Genomic DNA, 23,510 nt, shown 5'->3' with positions numbered 1-23,510 from the left:
CCGGCCGGTTGGACTTTTAGGTTAAATTCAAACCCGGATGTCATCATAACGAGACCCTGATTGCTAATGGGTTGTTTTGAAGTTGGATGGCTTGACTTACTGATTAAAAGTGAGTAGCATGACGGTATTCGCTACCAAAGGCCATTCACATCTTTAAGAATGGAGGGATTCAGATGGCATATCGAATCCAACTTAATATGAAAACGCAAGAGTTTATCGCCATTGATCCGAAAAATGCCAAACATGTTGGCAAAGGCGATACGATTGAAAAAGCGTTACAACAGTTGAAACGTTGACTCATCACCGCTGATTTTTTAATGATCAGCGGCTTTTCTTTAGCTACTTTCAGGGGATAAGGGGCAGGCATGTGAAGCTTGGCCTGATGTTTCACTTCCTTGAGGCATGTTTAAGGTCACTAAGATATTGTTTTTTAGCCCCTGCCTTTTTAAATATTTGCTGGTTACATTGGCGCCTTTTATGCTATATTAGGTATCTTGGCAGGGGCAGGCTCAGATTCGTTCTGGGCCTTTTTCTATGCAACAAAACGCCGGAGGTCAGATTTCAAGGTTTTCTTGTTGAAACCGGCACGCTTGGCTATAATGCTTGCAGGAGGTGGCGCGTATGATTATTTTGCTCGATATTCTTATTTTATTAGTCACCGGGGCGTTGCTAATCACGGTGACCACGCAACTGATAGAACCGGTTAACTGGATTATCGACGGGATTTTATATGTTGGGTTACTGTTAGTTAATGCGGCTTTCGGCGGGTGGCTCACGTTATTTACTATTATTTATGCACTCTATATGCCAGCCCTCATTTGCGGAATCTGGGTTTATCGTAAACGGCATTTGGCATCGTAAGGCATTTCCGTTTAAGCAGATGGCATTGGGAGTCCTGATATTGGGATTGGATCGCGAAGCCAATAGATAAAATGAACTTGTTTACTTACTTACATAGACGCTTGCAACTTACCCCAGTCTCTGGTAGTATTAATCCGTTGTATTTGGCACCCCTCCTATGCAACCGCACATCGTTAGGTTTTAAGCGCAAGCACCTAACTTGGCGAGTCTTCAGGGGAAAAGCCGAGAGGCAAAACAGGAGGTGCACACAGTGTACGCAATTATTAAAACTGGCGGCAAGCAATATAAAGCAGAAGTCGGCGAAGCCATTTATGTCGAAAAACTTGATGCCGAAGAAGGCAAGCAGGTTACTTTTGACGAAGTGATTATGGTTGCTGGCGAAGGCGATGCCAAGATTGGCACACCAACCGTTGCCGGCGCAACCGTAACCGGTAAAGTCGAAAAACAAGGGCGCGAGAAAAAGGTTGTTACTTACAAGTACAAGCCTAAGAAGCACTCTCATCAGAAGAAAGGCCACCGTCAGCCTTACACAAAAGTCGTTATTGACGCGATTAACGCATAAGAGGTTAGGCTATGATCAAGGCAATTTTTCATCGCGACGAGCATGGCGATATTGTCAGTTTTGAGCTGATTGGTCATGCCGATGCCGGTAAAACCGGTCAGGATATCGTCTGCGCTGCTGTTTCAGCTGTTAGTATCGGTGCGGTTAACGGTGTTGAAGCCTTAGCGGGATTCAAGCCGGATGTCATTGCAGATGAGGTCCATGGTGGCCACTTGCAAATGAAGCTCAAATCCGTTATTACCGGTGAACAGTTGCATATTAGTCAAATTTTGTTGGAAAATTTATTGCTTGAACTTCAAAGCATCCAAGATCAATACCCTGATCGCTTAATGATTACGACAAAACAATTAGAGCAAAATTAATTCTCGGAGGTGTACGTTATGTTAAAGATGAATCTGCAATTCTTCTCTCACCATAAAGGTGGCGGTTCAACATCCAACGGCCGTAACTCAGCTGGTCGGCGCTTAGGCAGCAAACGTGCCGATGGCCAATTCGTCAAGGCAGGCAACATCTTGTATCGTCAACGCGGTACCAAGATCCATCCTGGTGAAAACGTTGGTCGCGGCGGCGATGATACCTTATTTGCAACCGCTGATGGCGTTGTTAAGTTCGAACGCTTCGGCCGTGATAAGAAGAAGGTTTCAGTTTATCCGGCAGCAGCTGCTGAATAAAGATTGATGACGTCCCGGTAAAACGGGGCGTCTTTTTTTCAAAGTTTGGAAAAATGTCAAAAAGGAGCGATTTGGATGGATCGAATGACAGCATTACAGGTACGGATTCTGGATAAGAAACTGGATGGCTTTTTTGTTACCGATGCCGCCAACGTCACTTATTTGACCGGCTTTACCGGCGATGAAAGTGCTTTGCTGGTGACGCCGGAAAAAGCTTATTTTATTACTGATTCGCGGTTTACCGAACAATTTAAACAGCAGGTGCAGCACGCCGAATTGGTTTTGCATCAAGATGGGCTGTTTAAGGCGGCGGGAAAATTGGCCAATCGGTTGCAATTAACGCACATTGGTTTTGAAGCCGTTCATCTCAACTATGCAGATTATGAAGCGTTTGACTTGTTGACCCAAGGGACCTTGGTGCCAACTCGCGATTTCGTTGAGAGCCAGCGTGAAGTTAAAGACGATGATGAATTGGCTCTCATTAAACAGGCTGTTGCCATTGCGGAAAAAGGCTATCAACATGTGCTGGCGACCATTAAGCCCGGCATGCGGGAGATTGATATTGCCAATGATTTGGACTTTTATATGCGCAAACTCGGTGCCAGCAACGTCTCGTTTGAAACGATTGTGGCCTCAGGTGCCCGCTCGGCCATGCCTCATGGTGCGGCAACCGAAAAGAAAATTGCGAAGGGTGATGTGGTCACGCTCGATTGGGGCTGCATTTATCATGGCTATATGTCCGATCTTACCCGCACTTTTGCAGTCGGCCAGCCAGATCCTAAGCTGAAGACGATTTACAAGATTGTTTACGAAACTAACCAAAAAGTGCAACAAGCGCTGAAACCGGGTGTGCTCGGACGGACGATTAACGATTTGGCGCATCACACCATTAATGATGCAGGTTACGGTCAGTACTTTGGCCACGGAACGGGTCACGGAATCGGCTTATCGATTCATGAAGGCCCGGGTGCTTGGGGGCCATATCTTGACGTCCCAGCCGCAAAAGGTAATGTTGTTACAGACGAACCGGGCATCTATATTCCAGAGCTTGGTGGTGTCCGCATTGAAGATGATCTGGTGGTAACGGCTGACGGTAATCAATCACTCAGTCAACCAGCACCGGCTGATTTATTGGTACTTTAACATTTAAAAGTGTCGCCGGTTGCTACTGAGATAGTCAAAGGCATAACTGATAAGAATATTGAATAGCGTTGCGGTCGCAGTTTATTCGACCGCTTTTTCGAACCTATCTCTGATATGGGTGGTTATATCAAGGCAAAATTCGTATCGAGACGGCTGCTTTGTGTGGTGATGCACTGCAGATCATTGGGGTTAGTTCGCCGGTGGCTGTTGCAAGCGTCTCCGCTGCTTGCTAGAATAGGTTTAGTTTATGACTGAATGTATGGAGGAAGTTCATGATATCTGTTAATGATTTTAAAAATGGCTTGACGATCGAGGTCGATGGTGACCTTTGGCGGATCGTTGAATTTCAGCATGTTAAGCCGGGTAAGGGATCGGCATTTGTCCGTTCGACTTTGAAGAACCTGCGAACCGGTGCCGTTCAGGAAAAAACCTTCCGTTCGACTGAAAAAGTTGAAAAAGCCCAGATTGATAGCAAAAACATGCAATATCTTTATGCCGATGGCGACAACTATGTATTCATGGACACCGATACTTATGATCAGCTGACACTCCCAGGTGACGAAATTCGGGATCAGTTGAATTATTTAAAAGAAAACATGAATGTTAAAATTATCATGCACGGTAATGAAACGCTAGGTATTGAGCTGCCAAAAACAGTTGATCTGGCAGTTAAAGAAACCGAACCGGGTATTCGCGGCAACACCAGTAGCGGCGGTTCAAAGCCGGCAACCATGGAAACCGGTTTGGTTGTTCAAGTGCCATTTTTCATTAATAACGGTGATGTGTTGACGATCAACACCGATGATGGCACTTATATCTCACGTGCTAACAACTAAGGCTAGGAGGATCTCATAATGGCTGAAGAAACCAATATCATATTAGCAAATCGGACTGATGCACAAGGGACGATTGAAATTGTTCCTGAAGTTTTGGAGGTCATTTTGGGCATCGCTGCCAGTCAAGTGGACGGGGTCTACCAAATGCGCGGCACATTAGGATCTTCCATTAATGCCTGGTTTGGCCGGGCTAATCACGGTAAAGGTGTGAGTGTGACAGTTGCCGATGATAAGATTACGGCTGATGTGTACGTCTATTTGGATTATGGTGTTTCGGTACCCAAGGTTGCATTGGCGATGCAAGAGCAGTTACGCGAGCAATTGCTATTCATGACCGATCTTACTTTGGATGAAGTGAATGTTCATGTCGTTGGTGTGATTCCCGAAAAGACCGAGCCAGTCAATCCGGAAGACCTGTTTAAGGATGACGACACAGATGACACGGATGATGCAGCGACAAAAAGCGGACAGGATGACGAATAAGATGGAATCACGACATGCAATCCGTGAAGCTGCCTTTCGGGCGCTCTTTGCCTTGGCAACGAATCCGGAAGCTGATAAAAATGCGGTGTACGCCGAAGTTTTACCTAAAGATACAGAAGTACCGTCATATTTAACGGCATTAGTTGAAGGCGTTTTGGCAAATCAAGCAGCCTTAGACGCAGCTTTGACGCCGCAACTAAAAAAAGGCTGGACGCTGAGTCGGTTAACGAAACCAGATTTAATCATTTTACGTCTGGGCTTATATGAAATTCGTTATGAAGAAGCAATGCCGGAAGCTGCAGCGATTAATGAGGCCATTAATCTGGCTAAACGTTACAGCGACGAGCAGTCGGCGAAGTTTGTCAATGGCATTTTGGCAAACTTCATCGAAGCAGCGCCAAAAGCGTAAGTTAACCGGTCAAAGGCAATTACTTTGACCGGTTTTAATTTATCCGCGAATCTTTAACGATCAAGGTAACAAACAACATCGGGCGTCTGCTGCGAGCAGCGTCAAAAATGAGGAGTGGTTTTTGTGGCAACGCGATTAGATGGCCGGGTAGTGTCAAAGAAAATACTTGGTGAACTTAAACAGACGGTAGCAAAACTGGCACAACAAGACGTCACGCCTACGTTGGCCGTTGTTTTAGTTGGTTCGGATCCTGCTAGCGAAGTCTATGTTCGTAACAAACAGCGGCGGGCTGAAGAAATTGGCGTTCGCTCGTTGATGTATCGATTGCCAGAAGACACTTCTCAGATGACATTGTTAGCTAAGGTGGCCGAGTTGAATCAGGATCCTGATGTGGATGCTATTTTGGTACAGCTTCCGTTACCTGCTGGCTTAGACGAACGCGCGGTTATTGATGCGATTGATCCTAATAAAGATGTTGATGGCTTTAGTCCGGTTAGTGTCGGACGGTTGTGGACGAATGAGCCAACCGTTGTGGCGTCAACCCCTTATGGCATTATGGCGCTGTTGGATGCTTATGATATTGATGTTGCCGGGCAGCGGGTTGTCATTGTCGGGCGCTCGAATATTGTGGGACGGCCACTGGCTGGATTAATGGTTAATCATGATGCGACGGTTACCATCGCTCACAGCAAAACCCGAAACCTCAAACAGTTGACGCGGGAAGCGGATATTTTAGTGGTTGCTGTCGGACGGCCACATTTTATCGGCGCTGATGCCGTCAAACCCGGCGCAACGGTGATTGACGTGGGAATTTCCCGCGGTGCCGATGGAAAACTGCATGGGGATGTTGACGATGATACGGTCGCACCGATTGCAGGCGCCTTGACCCCAGTACCCGGTGGCGTGGGGCCGATGACGATTGCATCGCTCATGGCCCAAACGGTGGCTTTGGCGAAGAGGCGGTTACATGGTTGAGACAAGTCAATATTTAACCGTTACCGCACTGACGCAGTATTTAAAAAGAAAATTCGATGCCGATCCGTATTTAGCCAAAGTTTATCTGACCGGTGAAATTTCCAACTACCGCAAACGCGTGGGCAATCAATATTTTTCACTCAAAGATGATCATGCCAAAATCGGGGCTCTCATGTTTCGTAACGCATTCAGCAAACTTCAATTTAACCTTGAAGAAGGCATGAAGGTGTTGGTGGTTGGTCGCGTTAGCCTGTATGAACCCAGCGGCGAGTATCGACTGATTGTAGAGCGATTAGAGCCAGATGGCGTTGGTGCCTTGTACCAGGCGTTTGAACAATTAAAGAAAAAACTGGCTGCGGAGGGGTTATTTGAACGCCATCAGCGGCCACTGCCACTTTTCCCTAAACGCGTGGCGGTGGTGACCAGTCCAAGTGGCGCGGTGATTCAAGATATTATCACCACAGTGGCCCGGCGATACCCGATACTGCAGTTGACCTTATTTCCGGCTATCGTGCAAGGGGATCAGGCGGCCGATTCGATTGTGAAACAGTTGAATCGGATTAAGACAATGTCCGGATTTGATGCGGTGATCATTGGTCGTGGCGGCGGGTCAATTGAAGATTTATGGCCGTTCAATGAAGAAAAAGTAGCGCGGGCACTAGCTGAGATGCCAATGCCGATTGTGAGCTCGGTTGGTCACGAAACCGACACAACGATTGCGGACTTTGTGGCTGATCGCCGTGCTGCTACCCCGACCGCAGCTGCAGAAATTGTCACGCCAGTCACTTTGGTGGATGCCTTGAATCGCATCTCAGAAGATCAGGTGCGACTGGTAAACGCCATGCATAACCGCTTGAAAAATGCAGCAACACGCTTACAACGATCCGCCCAAAGCGTTGTCTTAACCCAACCGGATCGGCTTTACGATCAATATGTTCAGCGTGTCGATCAACTACGACAACGGCTGCAGCAGAGCATTAACAATCAGTTACGCGAAAACAAGCATCGGTTAGCAATGGCGACTGCCCAACTGGATGGTCGGCAGTTGCTGGTAAAAGTCGCCAACCTGCAGCGGCAGCAGGTGGATGATCGGCGTCGGCTGGATCGGGCAATGATCGCACTTGTGACCGCTAAGCATCAAGCGGTGGCCAATGCGGCACTTGGCTTGGATCATTTAAGTCCGTTGAAAATATTGGGCCGCGGCTTTGCGTTTGTCACCGATGATGCAGGAAAAATGTTGAAAACGACCGCGGATTATCAAGTGGATGCCGCGATTCATATTCACGTTGCGGATGGGCAAATTGGCGCCCGTGTGACGACAAAGGAGAAAAAACATGGCTGAACCAACGTTTGAAGAAAAACTCGCACAACTTGAAGGTATTGTGAATCAATTAGAACAAGGCGATGTCCCCCTTGAAAAAGCCCTAGATCAATTTAAAGTCGGGGTCAAATTGAGTCAGGAACTCGAAAAAACGCTGAAATCAGCAGAAAAGACGGTGACGGAAATGGTGAGTGATGATGGTACCACCCAACCATTTCAGCCCAAAGAAGGCCAACAATGAGTCCAACGCTAACCGACTGGCAAACAGCAATTAATCATACTTTAGACGAACAATTGGCAACTGTGGTCAATCCCCATTTGCGTGCGGCGATGGCTTATTCGGTTGATGCAGGCGGCAAGCGGTTGCGGCCGTTGCTGTTATTGAGCGTTGTTGCTATGTACGATGGTGTGGTTGCCGAGGCATTACCGGCTGCAGCTGCACTTGAATTTGTACATACCTATTCTTTGATTCATGACGATTTGCCTGCTATGGATAATGATGATCTCCGCCGCGGTCAGCCGACGAATCACAAACAGTTTGGCGAGGCGCTCGCGATTTTGGCTGGGGATGCATTGTTAACCGACGCATTCGCTATCTTAAGCCAGCACTATCCGGGAAAAGGTGCCGAACTCGTTCAAATTCTGGCAGAAGCGGCTGGCAGTTCAGGAATGGTTGCAGGCCAGGTACTTGATATGGATGGCGAGCAAACGCAATATGACCTAGCAACTCTCAAACAGATGCATCAGGCTAAAACCGGCGCGCTGATCCAGGCCGGTGTGGCAATGGGTAGTTTGTTTGTCGCGATTCCCGAAGCCGATCAAGCTGCCTTAGCCGATTTTGCGGCTGCTTTTGGTCTGGGTTTTCAAATCAAAGATGATATCAATGATGTGACTAAAACCACCGCGGAATTAGGTAAGACTGCCGATAAGGATGTGGCCGAACACAAAAATACATTTCCCGAACTGCTGGGATTAGCCGGTGCCAAACAAGCATTGGCGACCCAGTTTCAGCTAGCCACTGCTGCGTTAAACAGCCTGACCGTTGATGCAGCCGACTTAAAATCGATTTTGGCGGTGTTACAAGCATGACAAAGGTAAAAAAAGAACGGGTCGATGTACTGCTTGTGGAGCAAGGCTTATTTGAGTCACGCGAACAGGCCAAGCGTTCGGTGATGGCTGGCGAAGTCTATGATCAGAACAATCAACGTTTGGATAAGCCGGGGGTCAAAATCCCCGGCGATGCCATTTTGCATGTGAAAGGCAAAAAAATGCCGTATGTAAGTCGTGGTGGGCTTAAATTGGCTAAAGCACTGAAAGTATTTGCGATTGATTTGACGGGTAAAACCGTGCTTGACATTGGCGCATCAACTGGCGGTTTCACCGATGTGGCCTTACAAAATGGTGCCAAAATGAGCTATGCCTTGGATGTCGGCTATAATCAACTGGCTTGGAAACTTCGTGAGGATCCGCGCGTGAAAGTGATGGAACGGGTGAATTTTCGTTATAGCAAGCCTGAAGATTTTACCGATGGCCCCGTGGAATTTGCCATGACGGATGTTAGTTTTATTTCGTTGAAACTCATTTTGCCGCCGCTAAAAGCCATCTTAATGCCGCACGGTCACGCGGTGGCACTCATTAAGCCGCAATTTGAAGCCGGGCCTGCGCATGTTGGTAAGCATGGCATTGTCCGCGATCCCCAGGTTCATCGGGATGTGTTGAAGATGATCGTTAACTTTGCCAGCGCCACCGGCTATAACGTTTTAGGTTTGGCGTATAGCCCGATCAAAGGCGGCGAAGGCAATATTGAATTTTTAATTCATTTGCAAAATGCTGACCAAACCCCTGGAGAAATCGCACCAACTGTTGATATCGAGCGAACCCTTAGTGATGCGTATGCTGCATTAAAACGCCCTTAATTGAATATTTATGCAAAAATTTGGTAAGCCTGGTGCGTCTGCGCTATGCTATGGGTAAAGCATTTTTCCACGTTAAAAATGCATTCATGACAGAGGTGAGCACATGCGAAAGCGCGAACGACAAGCGACAATTCAACGGTTAATTCAAAGTGAGCCGATAGAACGGCAGGAAGATTTGGTGGCCCGTTTGACCGAGATGAAAATTCCGGTCACTCAGGCAACGATTTCCCGGGATATTAAGGAAATGCAACTGGTCAAGATTCCGGCAGGTGAGGGACACTATCGCTACAGTATGCCCGCGGAAAAGCAGCTGCCCGCTACGGATAAACTGCGGCGGACATTGGTTACCGCGATGAAGTGGGGCGAAGCAATGGATAATTTTGTCCATTTGGCGCTTTTGCCAGGGACGGCAGCCGCGGTTGAGACGTTGATCGAACAATTGGACGACCGGCGAATTTTTGCGACGATTAGCGGGGATGCATCCATTCTCATTATTTGTCGCTCGGCACAGTATGCAACCGATGTATTGGCGGAACTTGAGGCCATGGTGGGGTGAAAAGATGTTACAGGAGTTAGCAATTCATGATTTTGCCATCATTGATAACCTGGCGTTGAGCTTTCAGTCAGGGATGACGGCGCTCACTGGTGAGACCGGGGCCGGCAAGTCAATTATTATTGATGCGGTGGGTTTGTTGGCTGGTGGGCGCGGATCGGTTGATTTCATCCGAACCGGGGCATCCAAGGCAAGCTTGGAAGGTTTGTTTGACGCGCAGGCAAATCCATTGACGGAAGCCAAACTCCAGGCTTTCGGGGTGATGGATCCGGACCAAAACGACACCGTCTTGTTACAGCGCGAATTATTCCGCAGCGGCCGGAACGTTTGTCGCGTTAACGGTCATCTGGTCAACACCGCCACCTTGAAAGCGATTGGCGAAACGTTGGTGGATATTCACGGCCAGAATGAACATCAGCAGCTGATGCATTCGGAAACGCATCTAGGTTTATTGGATGCCTTTGCCGGTGATGATCTGCTGAAAATTCGCCACCAATATGCAGAAGTTTATCAAAATTATCAGCGTACCTTACAAGCAGTGAAGCAAAAACAGGCAAATGAACAGGAATGGGCGCAACGACTGGATATGTTGAAATTCCAGGTGAGCGAAATTCAAAGCGCCGATCTGCAACCGCATGAAGATACCGATTTAAGCACCGAACGCGATCGGTTGGCAAACTTTCAAAGAATCAATGCTGCATTGCAAGAAAGCTATGCCCTGTTGAGTGATGAGGAAGTCAATGCACTTGATCAAATTGGTCAAGCAATGTCGAGTATGCAAAGCATTGCCGATTTGGATCCTGACTTTGCGGCAATTGCCGACAACTTGCAGAGTGCGTATTACAGTTTGCAGGATGTTCAAAATGATTTATCGAAAGAACTCGATGATCAGGAATTTGACGAAGGCCGGCTGGATGAAGTCGAAAAACGGCTCGATTTATTTAATCAGCTCAAACGCAAATACGGCGAAACCCTTGATGAAGTGATCGCTTATGGCAAACGGGCAGCGGCGGAATTGAATCAGATGGAACAAGCCGAAACATCGGTTGAAGATCTAGACAGCAACCTAAAAGAATCTCAAGCCCAGCTTCAGAAACTCGGTGCGGCACTTTCAAAACGCCGGCACGCTGCTGCCAAACAACTGACCAAAGCGATCCACGAGCAGCTGGCGTCACTGTACATGGATAAAACGGTTTTTTCGGTTCATTTTACTAAGGCCAAAGATTTTCGGGCAGACGGGTTAAACGAAGCGGTCTTTTATATTCAGACTAATCCGGGTGAAGAAGCCAAGCCGTTAGCCAAAATTGCGTCAGGTGGGGAATTATCGCGGCTGATGCTTGCGATGAAAACCATTTTTGCGCGCTCGGAAGGGGTCACGGCGATCATTTTCGATGAGGTTGATACCGGCGTTTCCGGACGGGTTGCGCACGCGATTGCCAATAAAATTAGCTTAATTGCCAAAAGGTCGCAGGTGTTGTGTATTACGCACCTGCCGCAAGTAGCTGCCATGGCCGATCATGAGTATGTTATCAGCAAGGCGGTTCATGACGGTCGGACAACGACCCAAGTCAATAAACTAACCCATAAAGCGCGAGTAGAGGAAATTGCGCGGATGCTGGCTGGCGAAAAAATCACTAAGCTGACGATTGAACATGCCGAAGAACTATTAAGAATGGCCGATGAGTTTAAACATGGCAAAGCGTCATCGTAGTCAGGTGAACTGGTGACGGTATTGGATGCGCTAAAAGTTCAATGTTCGTAGATTTTTTCCGGCATAACAAAAAGCGATTCAAGGAGACATCGGTCTTACTTGAATCGCTTTTTGCTTGGTCACAGGAGCCGTATTCAGAAAAAGCTATTTGAATCGTTTAATGTAATTGACACTGGTGCTAGTCATGATGCGGAAAATATTGCTGTGGTATCCTTTAACCAGGAAGCGTTTTTCACCAAGTGGTCGGACAATGTGGCCCACAAATGGCGCGGTTTCATGGTTAAAATACAGTGCAATTTGGTAATGTCGTTGCATCGCCTGATCAATGAAAAGATCCACTTGATGGGCGGGCATTTGCATCGTGGGTGCTGCCAGATCGAATAATTCCCGGTATGAAGCTACAAGGTGATGGGTCACATTTTGCAGTGCTGACGATTTATTTTCCATGATCGCGCCTCCGAACGTTTGTTTGTAACTTCATTATACGAACATGTGTTCAAACTTGCAACTACTTTTTGAAATTTATTCGACCTGTAACAACGGCAAGCTCGTGACAGAATTGGAGGTGGCAAAGTTGGTATTGGCAGTTGTTTTTGGTGGCGGGGCGGCGCATGGTGCTTATCAAGCCGGTGTCTGGAGCGTGCTGGGTCCGCGACTGGCGCCTGCGTTTGTCATCGGTTCTTCAATCGGTGCCATTAACGCTGCTGCTACGGCTCACATGGCGCCGCAACAACTGGCGCATTGGTGGCAGTCTTTGACCAGCTTAAAGACGCGGGGACCGATCTTTGCCAGACGTAACTTTGTCCCATTACTTGAGCAGATGTTGCGGTTGCCAAAACGTGATCAACGGGCGGTTTTAGCCGTTACCACGCGCTTACCCGACTTACGTGCCCATGTGACGCGCATAGATGAACTTTCGGTTGCTGATGCCAGAGAGTGGTTGCTAGCCTCCAGCGCAATGCCGGGGATTTTTACACCGATTGACCGGCATGGCACCAGTTTTGTTGATGGTGGCGTGGTTAATGATCTGCCCGTTGACATTGCAAGAGATATTGGCGCTGATTTTGTTGTGGCCATCAGTGGCGCGGGGATTGGCCGGATCGGGTCTGATCACGGCGATGTTTATCTGAAACCTAGTCGGCCACTGCCTCGTCTCTTCAACTTTCGTCCCGCAGCGATTACCGAAATGATGGCCTTGGGGAAAAAAGATGCCGAGATGACCTTACGCCATATGACGTTTTCATTACCGCGGTCTTGAAGCAGTTGAAATCGGCGGTGAAAAAGTGCAAAATGTTTAGTAATACTTAACGAAAGAGGTTCACACATGCACGAACGGGGAATGCTGATTGTTTTGTCTGGTCCCAGCGGCGTAGGCAAAGGAACGGTCCGACAAGCCATGCTTGAAGGCAACTACCGGGATTTTCAATATTCTATTTCAATGACGACGCGCCAAATGCGTCCTGGCGAGGTTGATGGCGTTGATTATTACTTCAGAACCAAAGCACAGTTTGAGCACGAAATCGCGACAGGTGGTATGCTTGAGTATGCGAAGTATGTCGACAACTACTACGGTACGCCACTGAAATACGTTAATGAAACGCTTGAGTCCGGGCGTGATGTGTTACTTGAGATCGAAGTCAATGGTGCAATGCAGGTGCGCAAGAAGTGTCCCAATGGGGTGTTCATCTTCCTGACCCCACCAGATTTAAGTGAATTACGTCATCGATTGAAAGGTCGCGGTACGGATGACGACGAGACCATCGATAAGCGCATTCGCAAGGCGGCTTCCGAAATTACCATGATGGAAAATTATGATTATGCCGTGGTTAACGACAAAGTGGATTTGGCCGTCAAGCGGATTGAGCGCATCATTGAAAGTGAACATTTACGTGTTCCGCGTGTCATCGACCGCTACAAAGGTATGTTGGCGAGTGCCGATTTAGCTAGATAATGGAGCGCCAATTTGCGACTTGGCAAATTGGCGATTATGAAAAAAGGAGTCTCATCACATGATTATTTATCCTTCAATTGACAAGTTATTGGAAAAGGTGCCCTCACGTTATTCACTTGCTGTTTTAGCAGCCAAGCGTGCACACGAACTTGAAGCGGGCGATTTGAAAATGTTGTCCGACTATAAATCAGATAAGAGTGTCGGCAAAGCGCTTGAAGAAATTGCTGCTGGCGACGTGATTATTGATCCAAAATCAAAGATGCTTGAACGGGATGCCGAAAAACTCGATCACAAAGATTAAGGATTAAAAGACAAACCATTGAAGTAAGGGGCAACGGTAAGCAGAACAACCGGTTGCTCTTTTTTTATGGCAATATTTTTGGAAACATTAATGGATATGCGTTTGCCGGGTTGGTTTAATCGCCATGACCGGAAACTTGGCTCACGTTTGCTATAATAAAGCTACTACGAAATGTAAAAGGGGTGCCTCATGAAAAAGCAACATATTGCCTTGTTTGTTACTGGCGGGATTGCGGCATATAAAATACCACTGTTGGTGCGCGCGTTAGTCAAAGCCGGGCATGACGTCCGAGTTGCGATGACGGCCAGTGCGCAGAAGTTCGTGACCCCTGAAACGTTGGCCATTGTTAGTAAACATGCTGTGTTGACGGACGGACATGAGTTTGACCATCCGGAACACGTGGCGCATGTTGCTTTAGCACACTGGGCGGATTTGGGGGTCGTTGTGCCGGCAACCGCCAATACCTTGGCAAAGCTGGCAGCTGGTTTAGCTGACAACGTTGTCACCACGACGCTGCTAGCAATGACTGCTCCTAAATTAATGGTCCCGGCTATGAACGATCAAATGTGGCAAAATCCACAAACGCAGCGTAATATTGCGCGGCTGATTAGCAGACAAGGCTATCGTCTGCTGCCACCTGCTACCGGACAATTGGCTGAAGGTTATACCGGAGTCGGACGGATGCCTGAACCGGATCAGATCGCGCTGTTTCTTGAAAATCTTGCGGAACCGCGGTTAAAAGGCCGGCGTATCATTGTCTCGGCCGGTGGGACAAAAGAACGACTAGATCCGGTGCGCTATTTAACGAATGACTCATCAGGTAAAATGGGCACCGCCATTGCCAACGCCGCGGCTGGTGCTGGTGCAGCGGTGACTTTAGTGACCACTAGGGAGCTGCCTGTTGTCCCTGGGGTGACCGTGAAGCCGGTGACCAGCGCCCAGTCGATGGCTGATGCAATATTGGCGGATTTTCCGGATGCCGATGCAGTTATTATGGCGGCGGCGGTTGCAGATTATCGCGCGCCGACGATTAGCGACCACAAAATAAAAAAAGTCGATGCTAACAGCGGCTTGACGTTGACCTTGGTCCAGAATCCGGATATTCTGGCGACATTGGGGCAAAAGAAAACCCATCAGGTAGTCATCGGTTTTGCCGCAGAAACCAATGATTTGTTAGCCAATGCCCAAACCAAACTGACGAAAAAAAAGGCCGACATGATCGTTGCCAATCCAGTCGATGCGACCCATGGGTTTAATGCCGATACGGATACGGTCACCTTTTTGCGGCCTGATCAGCCACCGGTGACGCTGCCGGAAATGACGAAGCAAAAAGTCGCCATGGCTTTAATTGAGCAATTAACAACGATGTTACCGAAACAAAAGGGGTGAGCGCTTGGCAACCATTGCCAAAGTGATTGTGGATGTTCCGACCATGCAAACAGACCGGCCATTTGATTATCTTGTGCCACCAAGACTCGATGGCGCGCTTCAACCCGGGATGCGTGTTTGGGTTCAGTTTGGAAAAGGAGCGCGGAAAGTCAGCGGGATGGTTGTCGCTCTTTCCGATCAAAGTGAGTATGCCGGTGAACTCAAGCCGCTGCTGGATGTTTTGGATCCCGCGCCGGTCTTGAATCAGGAAATGCTGGCGCTATCGAAATGGCTGGCAGAAACCACTTATTCTTTTTGGATTGCCTGCATGCAAACCATGTTACCAACCATGCTAAAAATCGATGCGGTTAAGATTGCCGAACCGATTGCATTGTCTGCTGAGGAGCAAGCCCGCTATTTTGGTCAGGCGGATAGCGTCGCCTTCAACACGCTTTCTGATGAGGATCAGGTTGCTTTGATGAAACTGGCACAGGCTGAAAAAGTGGCCATTTCTTACGTTAAGAAAGATCGCGCCCGAGTTAAACAGGTTTTCTACCTCATTCCTCAGTTGTCAGCTGAGCAAGTTGCCGCAGAAAAACAACAAACACGCAAAAATGCCGTGAAACAATTGCAATTGCTTGACCTGATCGGAACCTGGGCGGCCAAACATGAACGACCATTGCTGACGGATGTGGAACATCGCACTAAGTTAACGAAAGCAACGATTAATCAGGCCGCGGCGAAAGGCTGGTTAAAATTAGAAGCCCATGAAACGTACCGCGATCCTTATCCGCAACTTCGGCATCAACCGTTAACGCAACCCCTACCATTAACGGTCGATCAAAAAAAGATTGTGGACACGATCAATCAAGCCGTGAAAGCAAAAGAGCCGAAAACTTTCTTACTTGAAGGGGTGACGGGATCGGGTAAAACCGAAGTCTATCTACAGGTGATTGCGCAGGTGCTGGCGGCGGGGCAAACCGCGCTCATGCTGGTGCCCGAAATTGCTTTGACGCCCCAGATGGTTGATCGGGTTAAGGGACGCTTCGGGATGCATGTTGCCGTCATGCATTCCGGCCTGTCTGATGGGGAAAAATATGATGAATGGCGGCGCATTGCCCGTGGCGAGGCACAAGTCGTCGTCGGTGCGCGTTCAGCCGCGTTTGCACCGCTCAGGCATATTGGGGTGTTCATCATGGACGAGGAACACGAAACCAGCTATAAGCAGGATTCGGTACCGCGTTACCATGCTCGCGACGTCTTACTCAAGCGGGCACAGATTCATCATGCACCGGTTGTATTAGGATCGGCCACGCCATCGTTGGAATCCCGTGCGCGGGCGGAAAAAGGCGTATACACGCTTTTACGTTTGCCGCAGCGGATTAACGATCAGCCATTGCCACCGGTGCACATTGTCGATATGCGTGAAGCGTTTGCGCAGGGGGCTCAGGAAGACTTTTCGGCGCCGTTGTTAGATGCGTTGAAGGTGCGTCTGGAGCGGCATGAACAAAGCGTCTTGCTGTTAAATCGGCGCGGATACTCCAGTTTTGTGATGTGTCGCGATTGCGGTTACGTTGCAAAGTGTCCTAACTGTGACATCAGTCTAACGTTGCACATGGATACGCACACGCTAAAATGTCACTATTGCGGTCATGAAGAAGCAATTCCGCGCCGCTGCCCGCAGTGTGGATCGGACAAGATTCGCTATTATGGCACCGGCACTCAAAAAGTTGAAGCTCAATTGCAGACGTTACTCCCAAACGCGCGCATTTTACGTATGGACGTTGATACCACGCGGCGAAAAGGGGGACATGCCCGGATTTTGAATGCATTTGGCGCTCATCAAGCCGATATTTTACTCGGCACCCAGATGATTGCTAAAGGGTTGGACTTTCCTGATGTCACCTTGGTTGGCGTCATTAATGCTGATACATCGCTGGGATTACCGGACTTTCGAGCCAGTGAAAAGACGTTCCAATTGCTAACTCAGGTAAGTGGCCGAGCAGGGCGGGCCGATAAACCCGGCGAAGTGTTTGTGCAGACGTTTAATCCGGATCATTACGCCATTCAGTATGCCAAACGTCAGGATTACGAAGGCTTCTTTCGCCAGGAGATGGCAGTGCGCCACCAAGGCAACTACCCACCATATTTCTTTTCAACTAAGATTGGGGTTAGTCATCCTGATGAGACGCAGGCAGCGAAGGCAATTTTTTCCTTGGCTAAGGAATTGCGCGCACAGCTGTCAGATCAGGTAATCATGCTTGGACCAACGCCCGGACCGATTGCACGCTTGAAGAATCGCTATATTTATCAGATCGTTTTAAAATATAAACATGAACCGGCCTTAGCCAAAACCTTGCAACATATTCTTGAAGAGACGCAACAAAGCAGCCGGCAAGGATTTCAGGTAACCATTGATCCCGAACCGCTATCATTTGTTTGAAGTTGTTGTCAACGAAGGGTATCACGCATCATATCGAATCGATCGTTTGGAGGAAAACATGACTTCAGTAATTTTTCTAGGAACACCTGATTTTGCCGTCCCGATCCTTGAAGGACTCATTGCCCAGCATTATGACGTGGTGGCAGTGATGACGCAGCCGGATCGTAAAGTCGGCCGTAAGCAGAAACTGGCCGCAAGCCCGGTCAAGCAAGCAGCCGTCGCTCATAACATTCCGGTTTTACAGCCAGAAAAGCTTAGCGGCAGTCCTGAGCTGGCGCAGGCGATTGCCTTAGCGCCGGATCTTATTGTGACAGCAGCGTACGGGCAATTTTTGCCGACCAAATTTTTACAAGCAGCCAAAATTGCTGCTGTGAATGTCCATGGTTCGTTGCTACCGAAGTATCGCGGTGGCGCACCGATTCAGTACAGCATTATCAACGGGGATGCTGAAACCGGCGTCACCATTATCGAAATGGTTAAGAAGATGGATGCTGGCGATATGTTTGCGCAGGCGAAGTTGCCGTTAACCCGCCAAGACGATACTGGCACTGTGTTTGCGAAATTATCTTTATTGGGTCGTGATTTGTTATTGGCAACCTTGCCGAAGATTATTGACCAAACCGCCACCCGTACGCCACAGGATCCCGAGAAAGTCACGTTTGCCCCGACCATCACCAAAGAGCAGGAGCACCTTGATATTCACTTGTCGGCGCAAGCATTGGATCAATGGGTCCGCGGCTTGCGGCCAGAAGTCGGCGGGTATGTTTATATGAACGGCCAACGAACCAAGCTTTGGGCCATCACACCATTAACCGCGACTACAAACTTGCCTGCTGGCAGCGTGGTCGCACGCAGCAAGCATCAACTCGTCATCGCGGCGGGCGAACAGAGCACCTTTCAAATTGATGAGCTCCAGCCAGCCGGGAAAAGCAAACAGCATATTGCCGACTATTTAAACGGCCCTGGCCGCGATTTAACCGTGGGACAGCAGGTGATCACCGATGACCCCGAATAATCCGCGACTGTTAGCCGTTCAAACCTTAACCCGCGTCATGGGTAAAGGCGGCTATTCCAACCTGACGCTCGATCACGTGATCACCAAATATCAGCTGGATTCGCGTGACGCCGGTTTACTGACAAACGTTGTCTATGGCGTGATTCAGCACCAATTAACGCTAGATTATCTTTTGGCGCCGTTTGTTAAAAACCGACAATTGGATACTTGGGTGCGTTGTCTGTTGCAGACGGCGGTGTATCAGCTGCAGTATTTAGATAAAGTGCCGGCACGAGCGGTTTTCTTTGACAGTACGGAAATCGCTAAAAAATTAGGCCATCAAGGGGTGGCTAAATTTGTGACCGGTGTTTTAAGGCAGGCACAGCGCAGTGGGTACCCTGATCCGATGACAATTGCTGATCCGATTCAACGTTTGGCGATTACCAGCAGTACGCCGGTTTGGCTGGTAAAAAAGCTGCAAGCACAGCTAGGCGAGACAAAGACCGCCAAGATTCTAGCAGCCATTAACCAGCCGGCCCATGCTTCGATTCGCGTCAACACAACGAAAACAACGGCGGCAGCTTTATTGAAGGCGTTGCAGCCGCAATTTCCAGCGTTAAAAGAAAGTCCGCTCACGCCAGTTGGACTAGTTGCGCCAGGGGGGCATTTAGCCGGCACCCGGGAATTTGCTGACGGTCTGTATACCATGCAGGATGAAAGCTCGATGCTTGTTGCACCGAGTCTGGATGTACAACCGGGCGATCAGGTTCTTGATGCGTGTGCGGCTCCTGGCGGCAAAACCACGCACATTGCCCAGTATCTGGATCCTGACCAAGGCGGGCGGGTCACTGCCTTGGATCTGCACGCCAATAAAGTCCGCTTGATTCAACAAAATGCTAAGCGGTTAGACCTTGATGATCGCGTGGCGGCACAGGTGATGGATGCGCGTCAGGTTGCGGCTAACTTTGCTGCTGAGTCTTTCGATAAAATCTTAGTAGATGCACCTTGTTCCGGGTTAGGGCTCATTCGGCGTAAACCCGAGATCAAGTACACAAAACAGCCTGAAGACTTGCAACACCTGCAAAAAATTCAGTTGGCGATTCTCGATAGTGTCGCACCTACTTTAAAAATCGGTGGCCGCTTGACGTATAGTACATGTACAATGGTAAAAGAGGAAAACCAGGATGTGGTGGCCCACTTCTTAGCAACGCATCCCGAGTTCGAACAGGTACCTGTTTTGACGCTAAAACCACTTGCCAAAACGCATGGCGCACCAGCTTTGCAATTATTTCCCGACGATTATGATACCGATGGCTTTTTCATCGCCAGTCTGATTCGCCGTAAATGAGGGGTATGTATGGAGTTTGCTTATCGCACCGATATTGGTCGGCGCCGGCCAAATAACCAGGATTATGTTGGCATCTTTAAGAATCAGTCTGAGGCCACCCTTGCTTTAGTGGCTGATGGAATGGGAGGCCATCGCGGCGGGGACGTGGCGAGTGAAATGGCCGTTTCCCATCTCGGCTATGCTTTTGAGAAAACCGACACTGCCGAGATTGAGTCCATCGTCCGCTGGCTTATTTTTGAGTTGCAGCAGGAAAATGACATGATTCTGCAAAAGGCTAAACAATATACTGACTTATCTGGTATGGGTACAACGGTTGTAGCAGTGATCATCAGCGGTACCCGTTTTGTCGTTGCCAATATCGGGGATTCGCGCGGGTATTTATATCGCAACGGGCATCTGGTTCAGATTACCGAGGATCATAGTTTGGTTAACGAATTGGTCAAACATGGTGAATTAACCCCTGAAGAAGCCAAACGTTTTCCCCAACGCAACGTGATCACCCGTTCGCTGGGAGTTAGCAGCGATGTTGACGCAGATGTGACAATTTATGATATGGAATTTGATGATTATTTGCTGCTGTGCTCGGATGGGTTAACGAATATGATCGATAATGAAGCCATTGCGGCTGTTTTACGTCAGGATATGCCAATTGGCAGCAAGGCCCAGGAGCTAATTCTACGGGCTAATGCTGCCGGGGGTCCGGACAATATCACTGCTTTGATCATTCATCAGGATCGGAGGGAACCGTCATGATCGAGCCGGGGACGATTTTAAATGAACGCTATAAGCTCATCAAAACGTTAGGCGAAGGCGGTATGGCCAACGTTTATTTGGCACGCGATCTGATCCTTGACCGTGATGTTGCGGTCAAAGTTTTACGGCTCGATCTTCAAAATGACCCGGATACGGTGCGCCGATTTCAGCGTGAAGCCATGGCGACAAGTGAATTGGTCCATCCCAATATTGTGTCGATTTATGATGTGGGTGAAAGTCACGGCCAACAGTTTTTGGTGATGGAGTATGTCAAAGGCTCTGATTTGAAACACTATATCGTTGAACACTTCCCGATTCCTTATCAACGCGTTGTCGATATGATGGAACAGATCTTGTCAGCCGTTCAGACCGCGCATGACCACAATATTATCCATCGTGATTTAAAACCGCAAAATATTTTGATTGATCCGGATGGCAACGCCAAGATTACCGATTTTGGCATTGCGGTAGCGTTATCGGAAAATTCAATGACGATGACCAACTCTCTGTTAGGCTCTGTCCATTACTTATCACCGGAGCAGGCACGCGGCAGTATGCCCACACGGCAAAGCGATATTTATGCACTTGGTATTATTTTATTTGAAATGTTAACCGGTTCGGTGCCGTTTGAAGGCGACTCGGCGGTTTCGATTGCGTTGAAACATTTTCAAGAAGAAATTCCATCCGTGCGCGCCTTTGATCCCCATATTCCTCAGGCACTAGAGAATGTTGTTTTTAAAGCCACGGCGAAGAATCCGGCTAATCGGTATACAAGTGCCGACGCCATGGCAAGCGATCTCAGCACGGCGCTCAGTCCTGCCCGGGCTCACGAAGCCAAGTATGTGATTCCAAAAGATGATTTGGATGAGACGCGCATTGTACCGGTCATTCCCAACGGCCCCAAGCCACCGCATGATGATGACGATCACGCAGACCAACCTGCTGAACACCATTCACCAGATGGCCAGGCTAAGAAGAAACGACGGCGATGGTTGATGATCGGCCTGAGCGCCTTGATCGTGATGTTAATACTGGTAGGAATTGGATTGGTGACGGCCAATCAAAAAGCCGATGTGACGGTCCCTGATTTGCGCGGGATGACCAAGACGCAAGCTAAAACGGCACTAACCAGTTCGCGATTGAAGGTCGGAAAGTATCGCTATACTTACTCAACCAAAGTCGATAGGGATCTGGTTATAGACTCTAGTCCTAAGCGGCAGGTCAGTGTCAAAGAAGGCTCGGCGGTTGATCTGATACTGAGTCGCGGACAGCCGCGCATTACCTTGGATAATTATGTCGGTCAGGATTATACGGATGCAAAATCCGATTTGCAAAAACGCGGTGTTACCGTCAAGGAAAAAGTGGTCCGAACAAATTCGGTCGCAGCCGGAAAAATCACGGCACAAAGCATTAAACCCGGCAAAAAAGTCATTGCAAGTAAAACCACGATTACGTTTGATGTTGCAGAGCCGATTAAGAAAGTCAATACGGCCTTTGCACTGCGGGATCTTACCGGTTATACGGAAAAGAGTCTGCGTGACTACGCAAATGAGGTCGGACTTAAGATTGTGATTGCTCAGAGTCATTCCGACACCGTTGATACCGGTATGGTAATTAGCCAGAATCCGGCTGCTGGCACGCAGGTTCACGCAGGCGATACGGTCAATGTGACGATTTCTCAAGGTCCGGATCCCGATGAACTCAAAACCGTTACCAAAACCATTTCAATCCCTTATCAGGCGCCGGCATCTTCAAGCACATCCAGCGACAGCGGAAGCAGTAGTGGCAGTGCTAGCAGCAGTGGACCGACGCCAAACGGGGTTCAGGTGTTCATCGGCGATAAGACACATAACATTAATTCGGTTAACAAGACGTTTAATATTACCGCGGATAATCAGGTCACCATTACCTTGCAAGTCAACAAGACGTATCCGGGTAGTTATCGGGTGGTACGAGATGGCACCGTTGTCGCACAGGAGTACAATATTACACAATGAGTGAAGAATTAACCGGAAGAATTATCAAACAAATCAGCGGGTATTATGATCTTGCAGTTGATGGTGCGATTTATCGCACTCGTGGTCGCGGAAGCCTGCGGAATGACAAGATCACGCCACTAGTTGGCGATTTTGCCGTATTTCAGCCGGGTCAAGGTGATGATGAAGGCTATTTGTTGCGGATACTGCCACGGCACAATGCGTTGGTGCGCCCACCAGTAGCCAATGTGGATCAGGCTTTGTTGATTGTCTCAGCCGTTGAACCGGATTTTTCGTTGAATCTGCTCGATCGGTTTTTGGTTTATCTTGAAGGGCATGCGATTCATGCCGAAATTTACCTCACCAAAACCGACTTGGCGCCTGGACGGCTGTTGAAGCAAATTGAAGAAGCTTTAGCCGGTTATCAGGCCATCGGGTATGCGGTTTTCATGCCCGAAGCAGCCTTTGATCCTGCCACGTTAAATCAAGTTCAGGCTAGTTTTGCTGACAAGCTGACTATTTTTACGGGTCAAACCGGTGCCGGGAAGTCGACCTTGATTAATCATTTGGTACCGGGGTTGGATTTGGCTACCGGAACCATTAGTCGGGCGTTAAATCGCGGTAAGCATACCACGCGCACAACCGATCTATATCCGATTCATGGCGGGCTAGTTGCTGATACGCCGGGATTTTCTTCACTCGGTTTGTTGGATGTGACGCTTGATGACTTGCGGGATCGTTTTCCTGAATTTGTTGCCTTGGCCCCGCGCTGTAAATTCCGGGGCTGTCAGCATGTCAGCGAGCCGCAATGTGCCGTCAAAGCCGCATTGGATGCCGGAAAGATCATGGCCAGTCGCTATGAAAATTATTTACAGTTTCGAGAAGAATTAAGTGGCAAGCGCCCAGTGTATAAGAAAAAGTAGTTCATCTTTTAA

The 23,510-nt window shown here is 48.6% G+C and carries 27 protein-coding genes and 1 other annotated feature; of the genes, 26 read left to right on the top strand and 1 reads right to left on the bottom strand.

Going from position 1 to position 23,510, the window contains the following annotated elements; all coding sequences use genetic code 11:
- Positions 1 to 173 precede the first annotated feature (173 nt).
- The 16 genes from ACWP87_RS06855 to recN all read left to right on the top strand — a co-directional run bounded on the left by ACWP87_RS06855 (position 174) and on the right by recN (position 11,441).
- Entirely contained in the window at positions 174 to 296 is a 123-nt protein-coding gene (locus tag ACWP87_RS06855) for a hypothetical protein (RefSeq protein WP_005684404.1), read from the top strand.
- Between the two features lie 325 nt (positions 297 to 621).
- Positions 622 to 861: a hypothetical protein gene (locus ACWP87_RS06850; protein ID WP_005694765.1), complete on the top strand. Its 240-nt coding sequence runs from the start codon at positions 622 to 624 to the stop codon at positions 859 to 861.
- A gap of 151 nt (positions 862 to 1,012) precedes the next feature.
- Positions 1,013 to 1,081, top strand: a sequence feature (ribosomal protein L21 leader region).
- A gap of 30 nt (positions 1,082 to 1,111) precedes the next feature.
- Positions 1,112 to 1,423: a 50S ribosomal protein L21 gene (gene rplU / locus ACWP87_RS06845; protein ID WP_005684402.1), complete on the top strand. Its 312-nt coding sequence runs from the start codon at positions 1,112 to 1,114 to the stop codon at positions 1,421 to 1,423.
- 11 nt (positions 1,424 to 1,434) lie between these two features.
- The gene (locus tag ACWP87_RS06840; protein WP_014569715.1) at positions 1,435 to 1,785 is read left to right on the top strand and encodes a ribosomal-processing cysteine protease Prp; all 351 of its coding nucleotides are present in this window, start codon (positions 1,435 to 1,437) and stop codon (positions 1,783 to 1,785) included.
- Positions 1,786 to 1,803: 18 nt separating this feature from the next.
- Entirely contained in the window at positions 1,804 to 2,094 is a 291-nt protein-coding gene (gene rpmA / locus ACWP87_RS06835; RefSeq protein ID WP_003564659.1) for a 50S ribosomal protein L27, read from the top strand.
- Between the two features lie 75 nt (positions 2,095 to 2,169).
- Positions 2,170 to 3,237, top strand: coding sequence for a M24 family metallopeptidase (locus ACWP87_RS06830; RefSeq protein ID WP_014569714.1), 1,068 nt, complete (start codon positions 2,170 to 2,172; stop codon positions 3,235 to 3,237).
- Positions 3,238 to 3,509: 272 nt separating this feature from the next.
- Positions 3,510 to 4,073: an elongation factor P gene (gene efp, locus ACWP87_RS06825; protein WP_005684398.1), complete on the top strand. Its 564-nt coding sequence runs from the start codon at positions 3,510 to 3,512 to the stop codon at positions 4,071 to 4,073.
- An 18-nt stretch (positions 4,074 to 4,091) separates the two neighbouring features.
- Positions 4,092 to 4,556 (top strand): Asp23/Gls24 family envelope stress response protein, encoded by a 465-nt coding sequence (locus ACWP87_RS06820; RefSeq protein WP_005684397.1) that lies wholly within the window; start codon positions 4,092 to 4,094, stop codon positions 4,554 to 4,556.
- A 1-nt stretch (position 4,557) separates the two neighbouring features.
- Complete coding sequence (gene nusB, locus ACWP87_RS06815) at positions 4,558 to 4,965, top strand: transcription antitermination factor NusB (protein WP_005684396.1); 408 nt, start codon at positions 4,558 to 4,560, stop codon at positions 4,963 to 4,965.
- Between the two features lie 123 nt (positions 4,966 to 5,088).
- A complete protein-coding gene (gene folD, locus ACWP87_RS06810) occupies positions 5,089 to 5,940 on the top strand; it encodes a bifunctional methylenetetrahydrofolate dehydrogenase/methenyltetrahydrofolate cyclohydrolase FolD (RefSeq protein WP_005684395.1) in 852 nt (283 codons plus the stop codon).
- On the top strand, positions 5,933 to 7,282 hold the full coding sequence (xseA, locus tag ACWP87_RS06805; RefSeq protein ID WP_005684393.1) for an exodeoxyribonuclease VII large subunit: 1,350 nt from the start codon (positions 5,933 to 5,935) through the stop codon (positions 7,280 to 7,282). Before folD ends, xseA begins: the two co-directional genes overlap by 8 nt.
- Complete coding sequence (locus ACWP87_RS06800; RefSeq protein ID WP_005684391.1) at positions 7,275 to 7,502, top strand: exodeoxyribonuclease VII small subunit; 228 nt, start codon at positions 7,275 to 7,277, stop codon at positions 7,500 to 7,502. Before xseA ends, ACWP87_RS06800 begins: the two co-directional genes overlap by 8 nt.
- Complete coding sequence (locus tag ACWP87_RS06795; RefSeq protein WP_005684389.1) at positions 7,499 to 8,350, top strand: polyprenyl synthetase family protein; 852 nt, start codon at positions 7,499 to 7,501, stop codon at positions 8,348 to 8,350. Before ACWP87_RS06800 ends, ACWP87_RS06795 begins: the two co-directional genes overlap by 4 nt.
- Positions 8,347 to 9,177 carry a TlyA family RNA methyltransferase gene (locus ACWP87_RS06790; protein WP_005684387.1) on the top strand — a complete coding sequence of 277 codons (831 nt, stop codon included), beginning with the start codon at positions 8,347 to 8,349 and terminating at the stop codon, positions 9,175 to 9,177. Before ACWP87_RS06795 ends, ACWP87_RS06790 begins: the two co-directional genes overlap by 4 nt.
- Positions 9,178 to 9,280: 103 nt before the next feature.
- Positions 9,281 to 9,733, top strand: coding sequence for an arginine repressor (locus ACWP87_RS06785; protein ID WP_005684386.1), 453 nt, complete (start codon positions 9,281 to 9,283; stop codon positions 9,731 to 9,733).
- 4 nt (positions 9,734 to 9,737) lie between these two features.
- Positions 9,738 to 11,441, top strand: coding sequence for a DNA repair protein RecN (gene recN, locus ACWP87_RS06780; RefSeq protein WP_005684385.1), 1,704 nt, complete (start codon positions 9,738 to 9,740; stop codon positions 11,439 to 11,441).
- A 144-nt stretch (positions 11,442 to 11,585) separates the two neighbouring features.
- On the opposite strand, the gene ACWP87_RS06775 is transcribed toward recN, so the two are convergent.
- Complete coding sequence (locus ACWP87_RS06775) at positions 11,586 to 11,888, bottom strand: hypothetical protein (RefSeq protein WP_005684384.1); 303 nt, start codon at positions 11,886 to 11,888, stop codon at positions 11,586 to 11,588.
- Positions 11,889 to 12,015: 127 nt separating this feature from the next.
- Here ACWP87_RS06775 and ACWP87_RS06770 point away from each other — a divergent pair, with 127 nt between their 5' ends.
- The 10 genes from ACWP87_RS06770 (at position 12,016) to rsgA (ending at position 23,498) form a co-directional block, all read left to right on the top strand.
- A complete protein-coding gene (locus tag ACWP87_RS06770; protein ID WP_005684383.1) occupies positions 12,016 to 12,699 on the top strand; it encodes a patatin-like phospholipase family protein in 684 nt (227 codons plus the stop codon).
- 66 nt (positions 12,700 to 12,765) lie between these two features.
- On the top strand, positions 12,766 to 13,392 hold the full coding sequence (gene gmk, locus ACWP87_RS06765) for a guanylate kinase (RefSeq protein WP_005684381.1): 627 nt from the start codon (positions 12,766 to 12,768) through the stop codon (positions 13,390 to 13,392).
- A gap of 58 nt (positions 13,393 to 13,450) precedes the next feature.
- A complete protein-coding gene (rpoZ, locus tag ACWP87_RS06760) occupies positions 13,451 to 13,693 on the top strand; it encodes a DNA-directed RNA polymerase subunit omega (protein ID WP_005684379.1) in 243 nt (80 codons plus the stop codon).
- Between the two features lie 189 nt (positions 13,694 to 13,882).
- Entirely contained in the window at positions 13,883 to 15,082 is a 1,200-nt protein-coding gene (coaBC, locus tag ACWP87_RS06755) for a bifunctional phosphopantothenoylcysteine decarboxylase/phosphopantothenate--cysteine ligase CoaBC (protein WP_005684378.1), read from the top strand.
- A gap of 4 nt (positions 15,083 to 15,086) precedes the next feature.
- Positions 15,087 to 17,504, top strand: coding sequence for a primosomal protein N' (gene priA / locus ACWP87_RS06750; protein WP_005684377.1), 2,418 nt, complete (start codon positions 15,087 to 15,089; stop codon positions 17,502 to 17,504).
- Positions 17,505 to 17,562: 58 nt separating this feature from the next.
- On the top strand, positions 17,563 to 18,519 hold the full coding sequence (gene fmt, locus ACWP87_RS06745) for a methionyl-tRNA formyltransferase (RefSeq protein ID WP_014569713.1): 957 nt from the start codon (positions 17,563 to 17,565) through the stop codon (positions 18,517 to 18,519).
- Positions 18,506 to 19,846, top strand: coding sequence for a 16S rRNA (cytosine(967)-C(5))-methyltransferase RsmB (gene rsmB / locus ACWP87_RS06740; protein WP_014569712.1), 1,341 nt, complete (start codon positions 18,506 to 18,508; stop codon positions 19,844 to 19,846). Before fmt ends, rsmB begins: the two co-directional genes overlap by 14 nt.
- A gap of 9 nt (positions 19,847 to 19,855) precedes the next feature.
- The gene (locus ACWP87_RS06735) at positions 19,856 to 20,599 is read left to right on the top strand and encodes a Stp1/IreP family PP2C-type Ser/Thr phosphatase (RefSeq protein WP_005684374.1); all 744 of its coding nucleotides are present in this window, start codon (positions 19,856 to 19,858) and stop codon (positions 20,597 to 20,599) included.
- Positions 20,596 to 22,596, top strand: coding sequence for a Stk1 family PASTA domain-containing Ser/Thr kinase (gene pknB, locus ACWP87_RS06730; protein WP_005684373.1), 2,001 nt, complete (start codon positions 20,596 to 20,598; stop codon positions 22,594 to 22,596). The genes ACWP87_RS06735 and pknB overlap by 4 nt, the downstream gene beginning before the upstream one ends.
- Complete coding sequence (gene rsgA / locus ACWP87_RS06725) at positions 22,593 to 23,498, top strand: ribosome small subunit-dependent GTPase A (protein WP_005684372.1); 906 nt, start codon at positions 22,593 to 22,595, stop codon at positions 23,496 to 23,498. Before pknB ends, rsgA begins: the two co-directional genes overlap by 4 nt.
- Positions 23,499 to 23,510: the final 12 nt, after the last annotated feature.

The organism is Lacticaseibacillus sp. 22 (genome assembly GCF_055413445.1).
This window is presented reverse-complemented; position numbering and strand designations above follow the sequence as displayed.